General features: G+C 60.6%; 16 protein-coding genes and 3 pseudogenes. 6 read left to right on the top strand and 13 right to left on the bottom strand.

All coding sequences use genetic code 11. From position 1 onward, the window contains the following. Nucleotides 1-382: 382 nt before the first annotated feature. Nucleotides 383-592, top strand: coding sequence for a hypothetical protein (locus FXV83_RS42785; RefSeq protein WP_187435963.1), 210 nt, complete (start codon nucleotides 383-385; stop codon nucleotides 590-592). Between the two features lie 93 nt (nucleotides 593-685). Here FXV83_RS42785 and FXV83_RS16880 read toward each other — a convergent pair. Continuing rightward, nucleotides 686-885 (bottom strand): annotated as a pseudogene (locus tag FXV83_RS16880) (hypothetical protein); the annotation flags it as partial. A 393-nt stretch (nucleotides 886-1,278) separates the two neighbouring features. After that, on the bottom strand, nucleotides 1,279-1,869 hold the full coding sequence (locus tag FXV83_RS16875) for a hypothetical protein (RefSeq protein ID WP_148740535.1): 591 nt from the start codon (nucleotides 1,867-1,869) through the stop codon (nucleotides 1,279-1,281). 315 nt (nucleotides 1,870-2,184) lie between these two features. Between FXV83_RS16875 and FXV83_RS16870 the strand changes: the two genes are divergently transcribed. After that, on the top strand, nucleotides 2,185-2,505 hold the full coding sequence (locus tag FXV83_RS16870) for a HesB/IscA family protein (protein ID WP_148740565.1): 321 nt from the start codon (nucleotides 2,185-2,187) through the stop codon (nucleotides 2,503-2,505). Nucleotides 2,506-2,690: 185 nt separating this feature from the next. Continuing rightward, nucleotides 2,691-2,852, top strand: a pseudogene (locus tag FXV83_RS44075) (cysteine desulfurase NifS); the annotation flags it as partial. Nucleotides 2,853-3,050: 198 nt separating this feature from the next. On the opposite strand, the gene FXV83_RS16860 reads toward FXV83_RS44075, so the two are convergent. Further along, nucleotides 3,051-3,356 (bottom strand): hypothetical protein, encoded by a 306-nt coding sequence (locus tag FXV83_RS16860; RefSeq protein WP_148740534.1) that lies wholly within the window; start codon nucleotides 3,354-3,356, stop codon nucleotides 3,051-3,053. On the opposite strand from FXV83_RS16860, the gene FXV83_RS16855 reads away from it, so the two are divergent. Continuing rightward, the gene (locus FXV83_RS16855; RefSeq protein WP_148740533.1) at nucleotides 3,355-4,629 is read left to right on the top strand and encodes a M16 family metallopeptidase; all 1,275 of its coding nucleotides are present in this window, start codon (nucleotides 3,355-3,357) and stop codon (nucleotides 4,627-4,629) included. The genes FXV83_RS16860 and FXV83_RS16855 overlap by 2 nt on opposite strands. Beyond that, entirely contained in the window at nucleotides 4,626-5,969 is a 1,344-nt protein-coding gene (locus tag FXV83_RS16850) for a M16 family metallopeptidase (protein WP_187435960.1), read from the top strand. The genes FXV83_RS16855 and FXV83_RS16850 overlap by 4 nt, the downstream gene beginning before the upstream one ends. Before the next feature lie 856 nt (nucleotides 5,970-6,825). Here FXV83_RS16850 and FXV83_RS16840 read toward each other — a convergent pair. From FXV83_RS16840 to FXV83_RS16805, 8 genes and pseudogenes are all read right to left on the bottom strand, one after another. Continuing rightward, nucleotides 6,826-8,158: pseudogene (locus FXV83_RS16840) on the bottom strand (IS5 family transposase). 263 nt (nucleotides 8,159-8,421) lie between these two features. Next, a complete protein-coding gene (locus FXV83_RS16835; RefSeq protein WP_148740530.1) occupies nucleotides 8,422-8,676 on the bottom strand; it encodes a hypothetical protein in 255 nt (84 codons plus the stop codon). Between the two features lie 3 nt (nucleotides 8,677-8,679). Continuing rightward, nucleotides 8,680-8,901, bottom strand: a complete 222-nt coding sequence (locus FXV83_RS16830) for a hypothetical protein (protein ID WP_148740529.1) — start codon at nucleotides 8,899-8,901, stop codon at nucleotides 8,680-8,682. Between the two features lie 66 nt (nucleotides 8,902-8,967). Next, complete coding sequence (locus tag FXV83_RS16825) at nucleotides 8,968-9,159, bottom strand: hypothetical protein (protein WP_148740528.1); 192 nt, start codon at nucleotides 9,157-9,159, stop codon at nucleotides 8,968-8,970. 2 nt (nucleotides 9,160-9,161) lie between these two features. Further along, nucleotides 9,162-9,734 carry a hypothetical protein gene (locus tag FXV83_RS16820; protein ID WP_148740527.1) on the bottom strand — a complete coding sequence of 191 codons (573 nt, stop codon included), beginning with the start codon at nucleotides 9,732-9,734 and terminating at the stop codon, nucleotides 9,162-9,164. A gap of 49 nt (nucleotides 9,735-9,783) precedes the next feature. Next, nucleotides 9,784-10,548 carry an ImmA/IrrE family metallo-endopeptidase gene (locus FXV83_RS16815; protein ID WP_148740526.1) on the bottom strand — a complete coding sequence of 255 codons (765 nt, stop codon included), beginning with the start codon at nucleotides 10,546-10,548 and terminating at the stop codon, nucleotides 9,784-9,786. After that, nucleotides 10,536-10,970, bottom strand: a complete 435-nt coding sequence (locus tag FXV83_RS16810) for a hypothetical protein (protein ID WP_148740525.1) — start codon at nucleotides 10,968-10,970, stop codon at nucleotides 10,536-10,538. Before FXV83_RS16810 ends, FXV83_RS16815 begins: the two co-directional genes overlap by 13 nt. Further along, a complete protein-coding gene (locus FXV83_RS16805) occupies nucleotides 10,958-11,566 on the bottom strand; it encodes a hypothetical protein (protein ID WP_148740524.1) in 609 nt (202 codons plus the stop codon). The genes FXV83_RS16810 and FXV83_RS16805 overlap by 13 nt, the downstream gene beginning before the upstream one ends. 143 nt (nucleotides 11,567-11,709) lie before the next feature. Between FXV83_RS16805 and FXV83_RS42780 the strand changes: the two genes are divergently transcribed. Further along, on the top strand, nucleotides 11,710-12,171 hold the full coding sequence (locus FXV83_RS42780; RefSeq protein WP_187435959.1) for a hypothetical protein: 462 nt from the start codon (nucleotides 11,710-11,712) through the stop codon (nucleotides 12,169-12,171). A gap of 243 nt (nucleotides 12,172-12,414) precedes the next feature. On the opposite strand, the gene FXV83_RS42775 is transcribed toward FXV83_RS42780, so the two are convergent. Both FXV83_RS42775 and FXV83_RS16795 read right to left on the bottom strand, forming a co-directional pair. Further along, a complete protein-coding gene (locus FXV83_RS42775) occupies nucleotides 12,415-12,603 on the bottom strand; it encodes a hypothetical protein (protein WP_187435958.1) in 189 nt (62 codons plus the stop codon). A 325-nt stretch (nucleotides 12,604-12,928) separates the two neighbouring features. Then, nucleotides 12,929-13,993 (bottom strand): TlpA disulfide reductase family protein, encoded by a 1,065-nt coding sequence (locus FXV83_RS16795; protein ID WP_235939721.1) that lies wholly within the window; start codon nucleotides 13,991-13,993, stop codon nucleotides 12,929-12,931. Nucleotides 13,994-14,425: the final 432 nt, after the last annotated feature.

The raw sequence follows: 14,425 nt of genomic DNA, 5'->3' as shown, positions 1-14,425 counted from the left end.
GAAGTGCGTGCGCCGTGTCGCGGAAATGGGAGATGCATGGGGAGATTCCAGGTAACGCCGACAGGAAGGCGAGAATGCGCAATGACTATCATGCTTCCGACCACGGGTCAGCGAGGTTCTGCGCGGTATGCGGTGGAAGATTAGGGCTTATCCGCTGCTACTGCTGGAAAACGGCGCTTTGTTCTAGGAAATGCGTCAACCGCTTCAACGCGCGGCGCGAGGCCGACCACAAATGGCTTCGCTTCTTGCGAACAGCTTGATGCGTGGTACCCGACTAGCTGTAGCTGCGGCCGTGCTCTCGCAAAGATGGACGCCGGCAGAATAGTTCTGCTGCGATCATGGACCTAGGCGTGACGCTTTCAAGAGTGAGTGGACGAATCAGATGACAGAGACCTCGGCAACAATCATCGACTTCACTGCTTACAGGATGAAGCGCGCTGCGGCCAAGCTGTCATCCGACACGGTCGGCTCGATAGCGCCCTATGAAGCGGTCGCATCTTTCTATTTCTTCTGGTGCTTGCTAGCCTTGATCCCGTTTGCCTCGCTCGATCTGCTCCGCATCGAAACAGCAACCTTCGTGAGCAATCCTTAAGGACGCCGCGGATGGCCGAAGCCGAGGCTGAAGGAGAAATCCACCCGCCTGCTCGACCTCTAGCGCGTGCTGTTGATTATAGCGGCGGGCACTCGGGCAGGTATCTCCGATCGAGTCCAGCACCTCCACCAGTTCAGCGACAGCTTCGCCTCCTGGCGCGCATGCGGGTCGGCGCGGTCCTGCGTCCAGCCGTGCTCCTCGCACTCGAGGATGGCGCCGGCTTTCCGCAGCACGGAGCTCGCCCAGCCGCTGAGCGTGCCGATCGCCGGCGGTCTTTCCTCGAACATCAGCATAGTGATCGCTCCTCGCGCGACATCTCAGCGCCGCTCAGGCCGGCAAAGGCCTGGAGCACAACGCCAAAGCTGATCCATACACCGTCGATCAGCCCTCTGAAATATGACCGCGATCATGAGCCGATCATCATTTGGAATGTTCGGATCCCGATGGACGCAGTCAGCCGGACCCTCGCGGCCAGCCGCCCCCTCGGTGTAATTGACGACAGTACTCATGGCCAACACACGATTAGCAGAGCGGCCGTGTGATCTCCCAAACGTACGCCGAGAAGTCCATCACGAGGGTTTGTCAGAGCCAGTCCCAGGCGAAGCGGTACAGCGACTCACTCTGGGTGCAGTGACTCTCTCTGCGGCAGACTCGTCGAGCTGGCGAGGGGGGTCTGAGGCGATGCCTCAGACGGGGCGGTTTTCGCCTCTGTTCTTCACCGGCTCCATTTTGGCCAAGCCGTCCTCGTATGAGATCTCGGTGTATGATCCATCGATGTCCTTGGCCGCGTCGAGCAAGTAGTCGAGCCTACCGGCCGTACCGAGCGTCTTGATGTCATTCTTGTCGACGCCGGCGAGGTCCATCATCTCCTTCCACACAGTTGATTCGTCGCAAGGCAGAATGCGGAAGGTGATGTCGCCTATCTTGATCCGGTACTTCGCGAGCAGATCAATGTTGTTGCAGAAGATGAAATAGCTGCCTTTGGGGCTCAGCCTGCCATCCAGCACCTTTGCGGCCTCGGGTAGATACGCCAGGGAATGCAAATATCCGGCAAGGACTGGGATGGTCGGTTCGCCTTCCTGCGCAATCGCAAGAACTTGTTCGATGGAATAGTCCGGCGGTCGTTTTTCGTCGGCGAGCTGGGCTTGGAACTTCAGCGCGATGTCGCCCCGGAATCCAAATCGCCCCGACTTCGTTGTTTCACTCTTAAGCACCGCATTCAGTAACCGCCCCTCCTTGTCCAACGGGCCAAGAGCGGTGTTGTCGATCGACGTCATGGAGGGCTCCTCATCAATGCCTGGTGTGCATGCGTCGCGCAATGCGACGTCCGCTACACTCATGCAAGTTGTTTGCCGTCCCGCTATCTCTGCGGCGTAAGCGGCGGCTTGGCGCTATGTGCATGGATACGTGCTGGCACCGTCATGAGGTCTCGGCCGGATGACGTCGGGACGCTGGAAAACCGCCTGTCGCAAACCCGACAGGTCGCAAATCGACTGGTCGGCGCCCGCAAAACCAACTGTGTTCAGCTGTATCTCGACTGGCATGGGATTTGCGAATCGTGCCTTGCGACAAGACTTGAGAGCGAGCCAGAGATGATCAACCTAACGGATAGCGCTATAAGCGTACTGAAGGCTGCAATCGCCTCGACGACGCAGGCCGCAAGCGGTTTGCGGATCACGGTCGAAGGTGGCGGCTGTCAAGGGTTCACATACAAGATGGATCTTGCTCATGAGCCGAGCTCCGAGGAGACCGTGTTCGAACAAGGCGGGGTTAAAGTCTTCGTCGACAACGCGAGCCGAGCGCATCTGAGCGGCACCACGATCGATTTCGTGGTCTCGCTCGAAGGATCAGGATTTCGCTTCGATAACCCAAATGCCAAATCGAGCTGCTCCTGCGGCAAATCGTGCAGGTGAGCCGCGTTCGGACGAGTCCGCAATGGAAGAACATCGAACATGGGCCTGAAGGATGAGCCAACGAACCAGTCTTTGACTGTTGAGCCTTCGATCGCGAGCGGATTATCCGCGCCGTGCTCGATGAGTGCGGCCGAGTCCCGCTCCCCGGCTCCAAAGTAGGACGTTAAGTGCAGAGGGGAGAGCCCGTGCGGCCGATCTACCTGGACAACAACGCGACGACCCGTGCAGATCCTTTGGTGGTCGCGGCAATGCTGCCGTTCTTCTCTGCGCAATTCGGCAATGCGTCGTCCCCGCATGCATTCGGCAGTTGGTGCGGCTCCCTGCGACGAGCCGTTCAAGCCCTTCGGAAACCAGTCGTGTAGGGATGCTCAGAAAAATGGGGCAACGGCGAGGCGGCGAGTTGTCGTCCGCGTTCGTGTGCGATGTCGTGTTCGCAACATGTTAGCGGATACCAAACAAAGTGCGGGTTGGCTTTCGGAGAGAAGGCACGCGTTCGCGGTTCGCTTGCGTGCAGTTGGCCGCGCAGCGGCCCGTGCGCAGAGGTGTCAGGCGATTGGCCCGACATTTGCTCCGGTGCTTGCCAACGGCGTGCGGCTCACCTGCTTTGTCGCGATGTCCGCTGCAGAACGTGGATCTCTACTGACCAAAGGCCATGACATGAAGAATTCCAGGTCCCTGACAATCAAGGTGCTAGGCACGGCCATTTTTGCCTTGGCCTTGATGACGCGTACCGCGCCGGCGGTCGAGTCCAAAACGGAAAATAGCCCAGATCCGAGCTCCCCGTGCGCTGCCGTGAACAGGAGCGTTCTTTCCCAGATCACACCCACCTGGGAACGACCAGCGAGCTTCATGCTTCAGAACGGTCTGCAAGTCGTGGTGATCCCCGACCACCGCACGCCGGTGGTGACGGAGATGATCTCGTACAACGTCGGCTCGGCCGATGAGACACCGGGCAAGTCGGGGCTCGCCCATTTTCTCGAGCACCTGATGTTCATGGGCACGGAGAAGCACCCGGTGGGCGAGTTCTCCCAGACCGTGCTCCGCGTCGGCGGCAACGAGAACGCCTCCACCTCGGTCGACTACACCAACTACTACCAGCGCGTGCCGCGCGAGCAGCTGCCGACCATGATGGAGTTCGAGGCCGACCGCATGACCGGCCTGATCCTCAAGGACGAGAACGTGCTGCCCGAACGCGACGTCGTACTCGAAGAGTACAACATGCGCGTCGCCAACAATCCCGACGCGCGGCTGAACGAGCAGATCATGGCCGCGCTCTATCTCAACCATCCCTACGGACGGCCCGTGATCGGCTGGCACCAGGAGATCGAGAAGCTCGATCGCGAGGATGCGCTCGCCTTGTACCGCCGCTTCTACGCGCCCAACAACGCCATCCTGGTCATCGCCGGCGACGTCGAGGCCGCCGAAATCCGTCCGCTGGTCGAGCGCAATTTCGGGCCGATCGCTGCCCAGCCGGCGATCCCGGCGCGGCGCGCCCGCCCGCAGGAGCCGGAGCCGGCCGCACCGCGCACCGTCACGCTGTCGGATCCGCGCGTCGAGCAACCCAGCGTGCGGCGCTACTATCTGGTGCCCTCGGCCGCGACCGCCGCAGCCGGCGAGAGCTCCGCCCTCGACGTGCTGGCGCAGTTGATGGGCAGCGGCAGCAATTCCTATCTCTACCGCGCCCTCGTCGTCGACAAGCCGCTCGCGGTCTCCGCCAACGCCAGCTATTCAAGCATCTCGCTCGATCCGACCCAGTTCGCGATCTCGGCCGCGCCGAAATCCGGCGTCAGCTTCGCAGAGGTCGAGCAGGTGATCGACGGTGTCATCGCGGACGTAGTGCAGAACCCGATCCGCGCCGACGATCTGGAGCGGGTCAAGACCCAGCTGATCGCGGAAGCGATCTACGCCCAGGACAACCATGCGGCGCTGGCACGCTTGTACGGCGGCGCGCTCAGCACAGGCCTCTCGATCGAAGACATCCGAAGTTGGCCCGACCGCATCCGCGCGGTCACCGCCGAACAGATTCGCGCCGTTGCACAGAAATGGCTCGAGAAGAAGCGTTCTGTGACGGGATATCTGGTCAAGGACACCACCACCGCCAAGCGCGAGGAGAAGCGTTCGTGACCCATCCCTTCCTTCGCGCGCGGCGCGCTGCATTGTCCGTTGCAACCGGCGCGGTGCTCGCGCTGGCTACGATTTCGCCGTCACAAGCGGCCGCAAAGATCCAGCACCTGATCTCGCCGGGCGGCATCGAGGCCTGGTTCGTCCAGGACGCGACCGTGCCGTTGATCGCGATGGAATATTCCTTCGCCGGCGGCTCGGCGCAGGATCTCCATGACAAGCCCGGCGTAGCCAATCTCGTTGGCGACCTGCTCGACGAGGGCTCCGGCGATCTCGACTCCAAAACCTTCCACGAACGCCTGGACCGCCGCGCCATCGAGCTCAGGTTCAGTGCCGGCCCCGACACCTTCCACGGCAGCCTGCGCATGCTGCGCGACAACAAGGACGAAGCCTTCGACCTGTTGCGGATGGCGTTGACCTCGCCGCATTTCGACACCGCCGACGTCGAGCGCATCCGCTCGCAGGTCATGTCGGGCCTGCGCCGTGACACCACCAACCCGACCTCGCTCGCGAGCCGGAAATTCCTGGAGATCGCCTTCGGCGATCATCCCTATGGCCGGCAGACCAACGGCAAGCTCGACAGCGTGCCGACCATCACGGTCGCCGATATGAAGGATTATGTCGGCCGCGTTCTAACCAAGGATGGGCTGAAGGTCGCGGTGGTCGGCGACGTGGATCCGGCCACGCTCGGCAAGCTGCTCGACCACACGTTCGGCGCCCTGCCCGCCAAGGGCAATCTCGTCGCGATCCCCGACATCGATGCCGCCAAGCCGCCGCAGCTCGCCTTCGTGCCGCTCGACGTGCCGCAAACGGTGATCACCTTCGGTGGCCCTGGCGTCAAGCGCAGCGATCCGAACTTCATGGCGGCCTATGTCGTCAATCACATCCTGGGCGGCGGCGGATTGTCCTCGCGACTCTATCGCGAGGTCCGCGAGAAGCGCGGGCTTGCCTACTCGGTATCCGAGTCGTTGCTCTGGATGGAGCACTCGGCGGTCTTCATCGGCAACACCGGCACGCGCGCCGACCGCGCCGGCGACACCATGGATGTGATCGAGAAGGAGGTGTGCCGCATTGCCGAGGAGGGTCCGACCCAGAAGGAGCTCGATGAGGCCAAGTCCTACTTCAAGGGCTCCCAGATGCTGGCGCTCGACACCTCCTCCAAGCTTGCGCAGGCGCTGCTGCAATATCAGCAGGACAAGCTGCCGATCGACTATATCGAGAAGCGCAACGCCATCGTCGATGCGGTGACGCTGGACGATGCCAAAGCGGCCGCCAAGCGCCTGTGGGGCCAGGGGCTCCTCACCGTCATTGTCGGCCGCTCTCCACGAGCAGCAGCCGAGTAGACCAGCGCGCCATCGGCCGCGAAGTCGGCGACGCCCAATTAACTTTTCAAATAGCTCGGGGCGGCATAGCCCCGAGTCCGGCTTTGCCGAGTCCCCCCGCTTGCACTGTTCGCGCTGGCCGTGTGGTTGTTCCTGGAGAGCTTGGCACGCTCCTCGCGCACCCAGCTCTGCAGCTCGATAATCAATAGGCGGCGACGCTCGTGACAGGCGCCCAGGCGCTCCCGCGAGCTCTCCAGAACGAGTTGAGCTTCTCGTGCTTGGACCAGCGTCGTCGGCAACCCGTCTCAACGGCTTCGAGTCGCCCCCCACTTGGGCCCTGACCTTACCACCTATCCATCTTACCACCTATCCATAATGACAGTTCACCGGATCCGCACCCCAGATCGAGTACCGCCGCGCCGGGCTCGATATGCCACTTCGAGATCAGTGCGTCCGGTGCGTGAACTACCGGCTGTTTCCAACCATAAGATCGAGTGCGATCCCGGGTTACGCTGATCACAAGCAACCTAATCGTGAGGTCACATCCCTCGCCACCAGCTTCGTTCAGCGCCAAACTACGAACCTGAAGGTCGGACCGTCGAATCCTTCCGGGCGCGCCAGCTAACCTCCTGAATAAACAATCTTTTTCAGGATCGACCCGCGGCGGCCCCAGACTGAAATTTCCGTTTAGTCTGCGGAAATTTCTTGAGCCGGCCCGTTTTCCGACGCCTATATGCGTCCGGCTCTCTCGAAGCGGCGCTGGGTTCGAGCGGCGAACATGACGCAGTTTCGATCCGCACGTGATCGAGGCCATTCGCTCAACGATGCCGGGCGCCGGGTCTGCGTCCAACCCTTTCTTCGTCGTCCGTGAAGAACCCTAATTTCGGGCTGGATTGACCGCCGACTCCGCGAGGAGAGCGCTGAGGAGTTGCCACAACAAAAGCCTGAGCCAGCGGATGAGGCGGCGGAAGTTGTAGCCGACGGCGGCGAGGACGGCGTTGTTGGCATCGCCCCGACGGGACCAGAGATAGTTGCGGCCCATGCGGTGCTCGGCTTTGAGATCGCCGATGACGGGCTCGACGGCGGACCTGCGGCGGAGTTCGCGCTTGATCGCGGGCGTTACCCCTCGCTTCTGGCTGGAGAGGAAGACCCTGAACTTGTAATCGGGCGGCGCATTGTGGCCGCGATACCCCTTGTCGGCGAGGATGCGCGCGATGGTGCTGCCGACCAGCGCCTCCATGTCCGGAATCACGGTGGCCAGCGTGTGACCGTCATAGGGGTTGCCGGGCAGCACCTTCACGTGGGTGACGAACTGGCCGCCCTTCGCGCGGCTTATCTTGGATGCAACGGAGACTTACACGCCAAACTTGTAAGGCCGATGGGCCTTGCCCTTGCCGATGCATTCGACTTCCGGCGCGTGCAGGGAATAGACCTTCGGCCCGCGTTGACGTTGCTGCTGCTCGCGCACGCGGCGTGCCAGCATCAGCAACGTGGTGAACGTCGCTTCGAGCCCGCTGTTGCCCTCGATCTTGCGGCCGATGTCGCGGATGACGCGGCCGAGATAGGTCCGTAGCGTCTTGAGCGCCCGGTTGGCGCGCTTAAACTGCTTGGCGTGGGCATAGCGCTGATGCTGGATCAGGGCGAACTTGCCCACCCTCGCATAAGATTGGCGCAGCCCCGTTCCAGCCGCACCACCTTCTCGCGCCCGGTTCAGAAGCTTGGCATCATTGGGGAACGTCACGTTCTTGGGCCTCCGTGGTGTCGACAATTACCCGTGATAGCTCGGATGGCTTGAGTGCCTTGGTCCTGGTGGCAACCGACAGGCTCTCCTGCAGCAACGCTTGCAGCCGCGCCTCGCCCATCCGGTTGCGGCAGCGCGTCAGCGACGAGCGATCGATCACCAGCCGGTGCTGGAAGAACTCCTCGCCGCAGAAGTATTGGTAATAGGGGTTCTCGACCCACCGCTCGCACAGCACCTCGTCGGAGAGGTCGTAGGTGTGCTTGAGGATCGAAAGCCCCGCCATCAATCGCGTCGGCAGTGGTGGGCGGCCCGGATCATCGGTGTAGACCGCCCCAAACTCCCGCTCCAGGAACTCCCAATCCACCGTGCGCCCCAGCGCCACCAGCGGATGCTTCAGGTCGATGATCTGATCGAGCCGAGAGCGGAACAGATCCTGCTCTCCCGTCTCCCGCCGTTCCGGTGGCCGCATCTGGTCCCCCGCCAAAAACACCCAAAGGCGAGTGAATCACAGATCAAGTTTGCAAGGAATCTGGAGGGTTCTGTGAGGTCGCGCTCACGCGCCGGCGCGGCATGCGCAGTTACGCGACCTCATTGAAGCCGGATTGAACGAAGGCGCGGGCGGGTATGCGTGGTTTTGCAGCTATGGGGATTGTTGGAGATCGCAAGGCCCGGTCTGCCGGCTCGGCACGTGGGGCAGAGCTGCGAGATGTGTGCATCGGGGAAGAGTTGAGATCAGGCGCGCTTTGCCGGAGATCGCGACAGGCGTTTTGCTGCATCGGACGGTTGTTGTCGCGCCGTGTGGCAGCACGGATTCGACATGCGGATATTGCGCAATGCCAACTCCGATTGGAGGTAGCTCACGAATGCCTGCGAGGTCTTTGAAAAGAAGAACCCGTAGATGGCCAGGATAGCCAACGCCAAGGCACAGAGCGCAGATACGATTTGTGAAATGTTTCCCCATTCGGGGCGATGTGTCTCCTGGCCCAAGCCTTACCTCCGCCAATTCTGGCCAAGTTCATCGTCGAACCACATCTCGGCATCGTAGTCGGCTCCCATGCGAGAACGGAAATGCAAGTAGTGCGAGTAGTGGTTGTTCAAAAGCCACGTTTTGAATTCGGAGAAGCTCGGATGCTCACGCCTCTCTTCGGCAAGCGTGTCATACCACGTCGTTGCCAAAGCTCGGATCGCGCGCTCTGATTCGGTCTTTGCCATGAACCATCTTAGCAAACTGGATGCAGGCCGATCGAGCCTGAGCGTCCGGTCGCCACACCCGTAACCCTACGGTGCATTCACATCCCGGGCGGCCTGCACAGCCGCATCGAAAATCTCGACTTGCAGTATGGGAAATCGACGCTTCAAATCCTTGGCCCCGATCTCCACGCCGTCCGTCGTGGCGAACTCGGTTTTCACAAGACCGTCGACGATGATCGCATACCCGCTCGTGGGCAGATTTAGGCCTGGTTTCGACATCTTCAGATCGCCACGAATTGCACTCTCTTTCGTTGCTTAGAGTGAGTCTCCCAGTGGGAGCACCCCCTCCGCGTCTTGTCTTGCGGAAGCCAAGTAGCCATCCCTGTCATCTTCGAAGTGGACGCCTTCCCTGACGAGTTCCTTTGCCCAATGGTCGTGTAGTCGTCATGAGCATCGCCCTGATCATGAGCGCGCCCCGGAAATTCGATGTCGTGCGCGATCGTGCCCGCGACCTCGATCAAAACAAGCGTCCGAATATATTTCTTCTTTCGCTCGGACTCATCGAAATGGCGAAAACCGCCCGGAGGGGCATCCTGCTCAAATTCCGACTTGCCCACGGCGCCCTTGACGTCCGCCACGATCGACACCGAAATCGGAAGACGTTCAAGCAAGCAGCCCATAACCGCATGTCCCGCTTCGTGATAGGCCGTCTCTATCTTGTTTTCTTCCATTTCATCCGACACGGTCGCGTTTCTGCCAGTTGGCCTGCGAGACCATTGTAACCTGCGACCATCCTTGAAAACAGCCGGCTCGCGAGCCTGAGCGGCTGTGTTTTGCTGCGCGTCCAGATCCACCAGCCTCCGCTTCAGATCGTTGTTGCGGCGTGGTGACTCAGGCCAAAATCTACGCGATCGCCTGCCGTGGCAGCGTGAGCACCGTGAGGATCTCGTCGTCCGGCAGAAGGAACGACTGCTCTTCTACCTCGTACCGATCGCATCCCTTGAAATCGAACCAGGCATCGGCCGGATTCTTTCGGGGGAAGTTTTGTTCGTCGGCGCCTCGGAGCAGCATGTCGGCGGCGAACGTCTGATCGTCCAGTGCCCTGACGGGCCGCCACCATTCCGCGATCATCGGTGACGTCTTGTACCAGACGCGATCCCGCCTGTTGTGGCAAACAATGACCATGGGGAAATGGTTCAACGCGATCATCTTCACGAGCGTGGCCGTGAGACCGACGTCGAACTCATCGGCCAACTCCCTGGACGCCGCCAAAGTGAGGCGCTTCATCTTCCGAAGTCGCGGAAGAACCATAAAATTAGGAAGAATCAGATCGGAGGCGAAGTCGTCGGCACGCCGCTCCGGACTGAGCGCGTCATGCCTGAAATTGCAGACGTCGTTCTCGCCGCAGAAGAGAACCTTTCCGCGATCGTAGTGCCAATGCCCAAGCTCGTGTCCAAGGGAGAAGCGGCGACGCTGTCGCATGCTGAGGCTATTGACCGAGATGACGGCGCGCTTCTTCGATCCCAAGATCGTGGCTTCGCAGTTGTCGATCGGCCTGTAATTGACCACTGCGCCCTGCGTCCATGCGATGGCATCGAGGTCGATATCCTTGGGCTCCGCGATCCCGAGCCCGACAAGCAGGCGCTCTGCCGGGGTCATTCTTCCCATTCTTCCTTGTCCTCGTTTTCAAGCGCCTCGAGCTGCGCCAGATCCTTCAACAGGTTTTCCTCATCGCGCTCAGAAAGTTTGCCACCCTTGCGCGCGGCCATTATTGAATCAGCGACCTCACCGGATCGCATCCCATCGAAACGACGACGCGCTTTCGCAAGGTCGAAGCTCTTGACGTTCTCCTGCTCACGGTATGCCTTCGATTCATCCTGAGCCCGCTCGAAACGCATCCGAGCGGCACGCGCCTTCGCCTGCTCCAAAGCGCGGCCGGCGCGGGCCACCGCCTTCTCGAAATCGTCACCCGCTTCCTTGAAGTCTTCGCGCAGATCGGCTTCCGAGGCTTCCAGTATGCTGTCGTCGATGGCCCGGTCGAGCTTCGACAATTTCTCGCGGTCTGTCGGATCTCTGCTCATCGCCGCCATCCCTTCGGATACTCCCGACGGGCGATGCGCCGGATTTTCTTGATCACGTAGTCCAGGCGCGCCTGGTCGACGCCAAGAAAATCCCGCAGCGTCTCGCCCCTCATGTCATTCTCCCAGCCGAGTAGCACCATGCTCATCTCCTCGTCGGCGCCGTAGTGCACGTTCAGTGCCGCACAGACCTCCGATGCCCCCCGATCCTGTTCCGCCCGGATCGCCGCGTCCTCCGGGCTCGGTCCCGACGCTTTCAATTCGAACTTCGACTTGCGCTCGCCGGTCGTCACGTCCTCTATCGGAACCTGCTGCTGCAGACGATCGCGCCGGTGGCCGGCGATGTTCCGCATCGACTGGACCAGGAAGGCTATGAACCTGGTGATCCGCGGGCAGCGCTTCTCCTCGAAGAGCGCGGAACACATCGCCTCCTGCAATAGGTCGCCCTCGGCGAAGTCGGTCCCACCAAGGTAACGGCGTTCGACGGCGTCCAGACGAGCGAGGTCGAGCGGTGTCAGCCCGTCCAGCGCCGACGCCACCTTATCGTATGTGAGGTGCTCGGTCGCGGAGGCCGATACTTCGGGAGGCGGCACGCTGATGTCGTCCATAGCTTCACGCATCCTATGCCGGCCAAAAATCTCTTTCGGACAAAAAAATCGAGTCCGAAACGCGCAGCTGGCCGGCATGCAGGTGTAGAGGCGACCGGTTTCGATGGGAACCGGGGGCAACCATTCGAACCGGTGATGAAACAATGAATTACATAACAGAACGGGCGCAGCTGCGCCAATCGCAGCTGGCGGACCTCATCGAGGAGGCCTGCCAGCATCTCGAGCCGTCGTCCTATCAGCGCGAGGTCGCGCAGCAGCGCTATGAAGGCGTCGGCGACTGGCTCTCCCAGTACGACGACCCGCTGCTGGCCGAAATCGCCATCCGGCTTCCGTGGCGATCGGCACGACGGTCAAGCCGATTGGCATCGCCGAGTACGACGTCGATCTGGTGGCGCACGTGCCGGATATCGACACCGCCGCCCGCGATGCTTAAGGCGCGCATTGGGGACCGTCTTCGGGCGAACGGCCACTACGCCCCCCTGCTGCTGGAGATGCCCCGCTGCTGGCGGCTCAACTATGCCAACGAATTCCACCTGGACATCCCCCCAGCATCCCCAACCCCGGCTGTACGCTCGGTGGCGAACTCGTCCCCGACAAGACATTGAAGTCCTGGAAGGCATCCAATCCCATGGGGTACCGCGCGAAGTTCGAGCGTCGCGCCAAGCTGCGTGCCCGCATCCGCTCCGCCTTCGGATGGACCCTCGCCAGCACCATCGCGAAGGACTCGGTAGAGCCCTATCCCGAGCAAATGAAGCTGAAGGGCCTCTTGCGCCGGACCGTGCAGATCGCAAAGCGCCATCGTGATCTCGAATTTATCGACGACACCGACGGCCTGGCGCCGCTGTCGATTATTGTCTGCGCTCCAACACGATCCCACCGAGCAAGTCGGCGTTGCCGCCGAGTTTGCGGTCTATGTCGCGGATGATGCGGCCGAGATAGGTCTTGAGTTTCTTCGAGGCCCGGTTGGCGCGCTTGAACTGTTTGGCGTGGGCGTAGCGCTGGTGCTTGGCCGATGTTGCAAGCTTCTGGGCAGTCAAAGCCAGAAAGCTTGCAATCTCAAAGCCAATCTGGCCCGGAAAATCGATTCTTGATCAACCGCTTGGATGGTTCTTCACGAACGACTAACTAGACACCCAGCAAAGACGCAGGGCGTCGCATCGCTCGTTGTGGGCTAGGCCTTTGACTTGCGTGTTGCAATCGCCCTGAATGATTCTGCTGGTCGCGAGCACTTCGAAGGCGCTTACATAGCCCCGATCGTGCATTTCCGATTAACATCTCTCTTCATGTCTCCTCCTGCGGCTGCACTTTGGGAGCTCCAGGAGACTTTTCCTGCGAAATCGAACAAGACCCGCTGCAACAAACCTACTCGCCCCTGTAGGTGGCCAAGGTTTGGAGCAGCCGCGGCATATAATACTGTTTTGTATCTTCCGGCACGATTTCCGGATCGTCTAGCCATGTCATTGCCCGCTCGATCAGCTCGATCGCGCGTTGCTTGTCACCACTCTCGTAGTAATACTGAGCGACCACTCTATAAGAAGTAAAGGTGGGGCCGCCGCTGTCTTGCACTGAATTGAGGATATGTTCCGACACCTCCCTGCCGATCGCAAAGCGCTCGGCACGCGGAAGGTGGGCCTTATCGTTCTCCGGATCAAAGAGTTGCTCCATCACGGCAATCAGCCCACGCACAGCGTCTGACCGTTTCTCAATCGCATCTCGAACCAGTTGGCGCAAGACCTGGAACCCGGTCGCCGTGTCGCGCATTTGAAGCAACAGACCCGCCTGAATCTCGCGGAAGTGTCGATCGTCCGGCATCATGGCAATGCCCTCTTCGGCCGCTGAGAGCGCTGCCGGCCAATCCTTTGCTTCCATCGCCGATCGAATTGTCCGCTGGATTGAGGATACGCGCACTAGGCGTTGGTCTTCCGCAATCCGTTTCGCATCAGCGGCTTTAGCGTCATCGCTGCCGCGCCAAGTGCCGTTGATAATTTTCGGCAAGACGTTGTCGATGTCGATCGGATCACCGATAAAGGCAATGTGGCCGTCGCGGTCGACGACGAACGATGTCGGAATCCTAACAGAAGAACTGGCATCCATCCAAAGCTTGTTCATTGCGCCGGTACTGTCGAACCCGATTCGATAGTTCAGATTTGAGAACTTTTCGGTCAACCATGCGTCCAACTTGGTGCGAGCCTCATCCGCCGTTGGTGCTTTTTCATAAGCTGCGACTCCGACGACCTCAAGCCCCTCGTCTTTGTATTTTGCTTGCAGCTCTATCAGATGGGGCATCGCCTCCACACATGCGTCGCACCAAGTTGCCCAAGATTCGACGATGTACACTTTCCCTGGCTCGAATTTCGTGAGGCGCTCGCCACGCAGCCAGTTCTCGACTTTGAGCGAAGGAGCCGCGGACTCGATGCATAGCGCCATGATTGTCTCCAAAGTGACCTGTTGCGCGACCTTGTCGCGTCACCCGAATAGCAATCACCTGCCACGCTGTCCACGCGCGCTAAGCTACATGACAAAGATTTGAAAAACATCCACACGCCCAGTAGGTCCCTGTATGAAACCTGACAAGCGTTGCGTCGGCGTCAGATTTCGGGCACGCATCGCGACCTTCGTGCCGTCAGAAGATCGTCTTGCGAATGCGCATTGCGAGCCGCGCTGCGCCAGTAGGAGGTACGCGAGAAGCCGGATGGTGCCCGCTGACCGACAAGTGAGATGCGCCCTCTTTCCAAAGCCATTCGCAAGCTGGCGAGGAACAAGTCGATCGGCGAGGCCGCATGAACGAGGCGGTCCAGGATAGCGTCGCCGAGGGGGCAACCCCTCGCTTTTGGCTGGAGAGGAAGACCCTGAACTTGT

The sequence above is a fragment of the Bradyrhizobium hipponense genome (assembly GCF_008123965.1).
Lineage (GTDB): Bacteria > Pseudomonadota > Alphaproteobacteria > Rhizobiales > Xanthobacteraceae > Bradyrhizobium > Bradyrhizobium hipponense.
The sequence above is the reverse complement of the archived record's forward strand: the minus strand, read 5'-3'. Positions and strand labels throughout refer to the sequence as shown.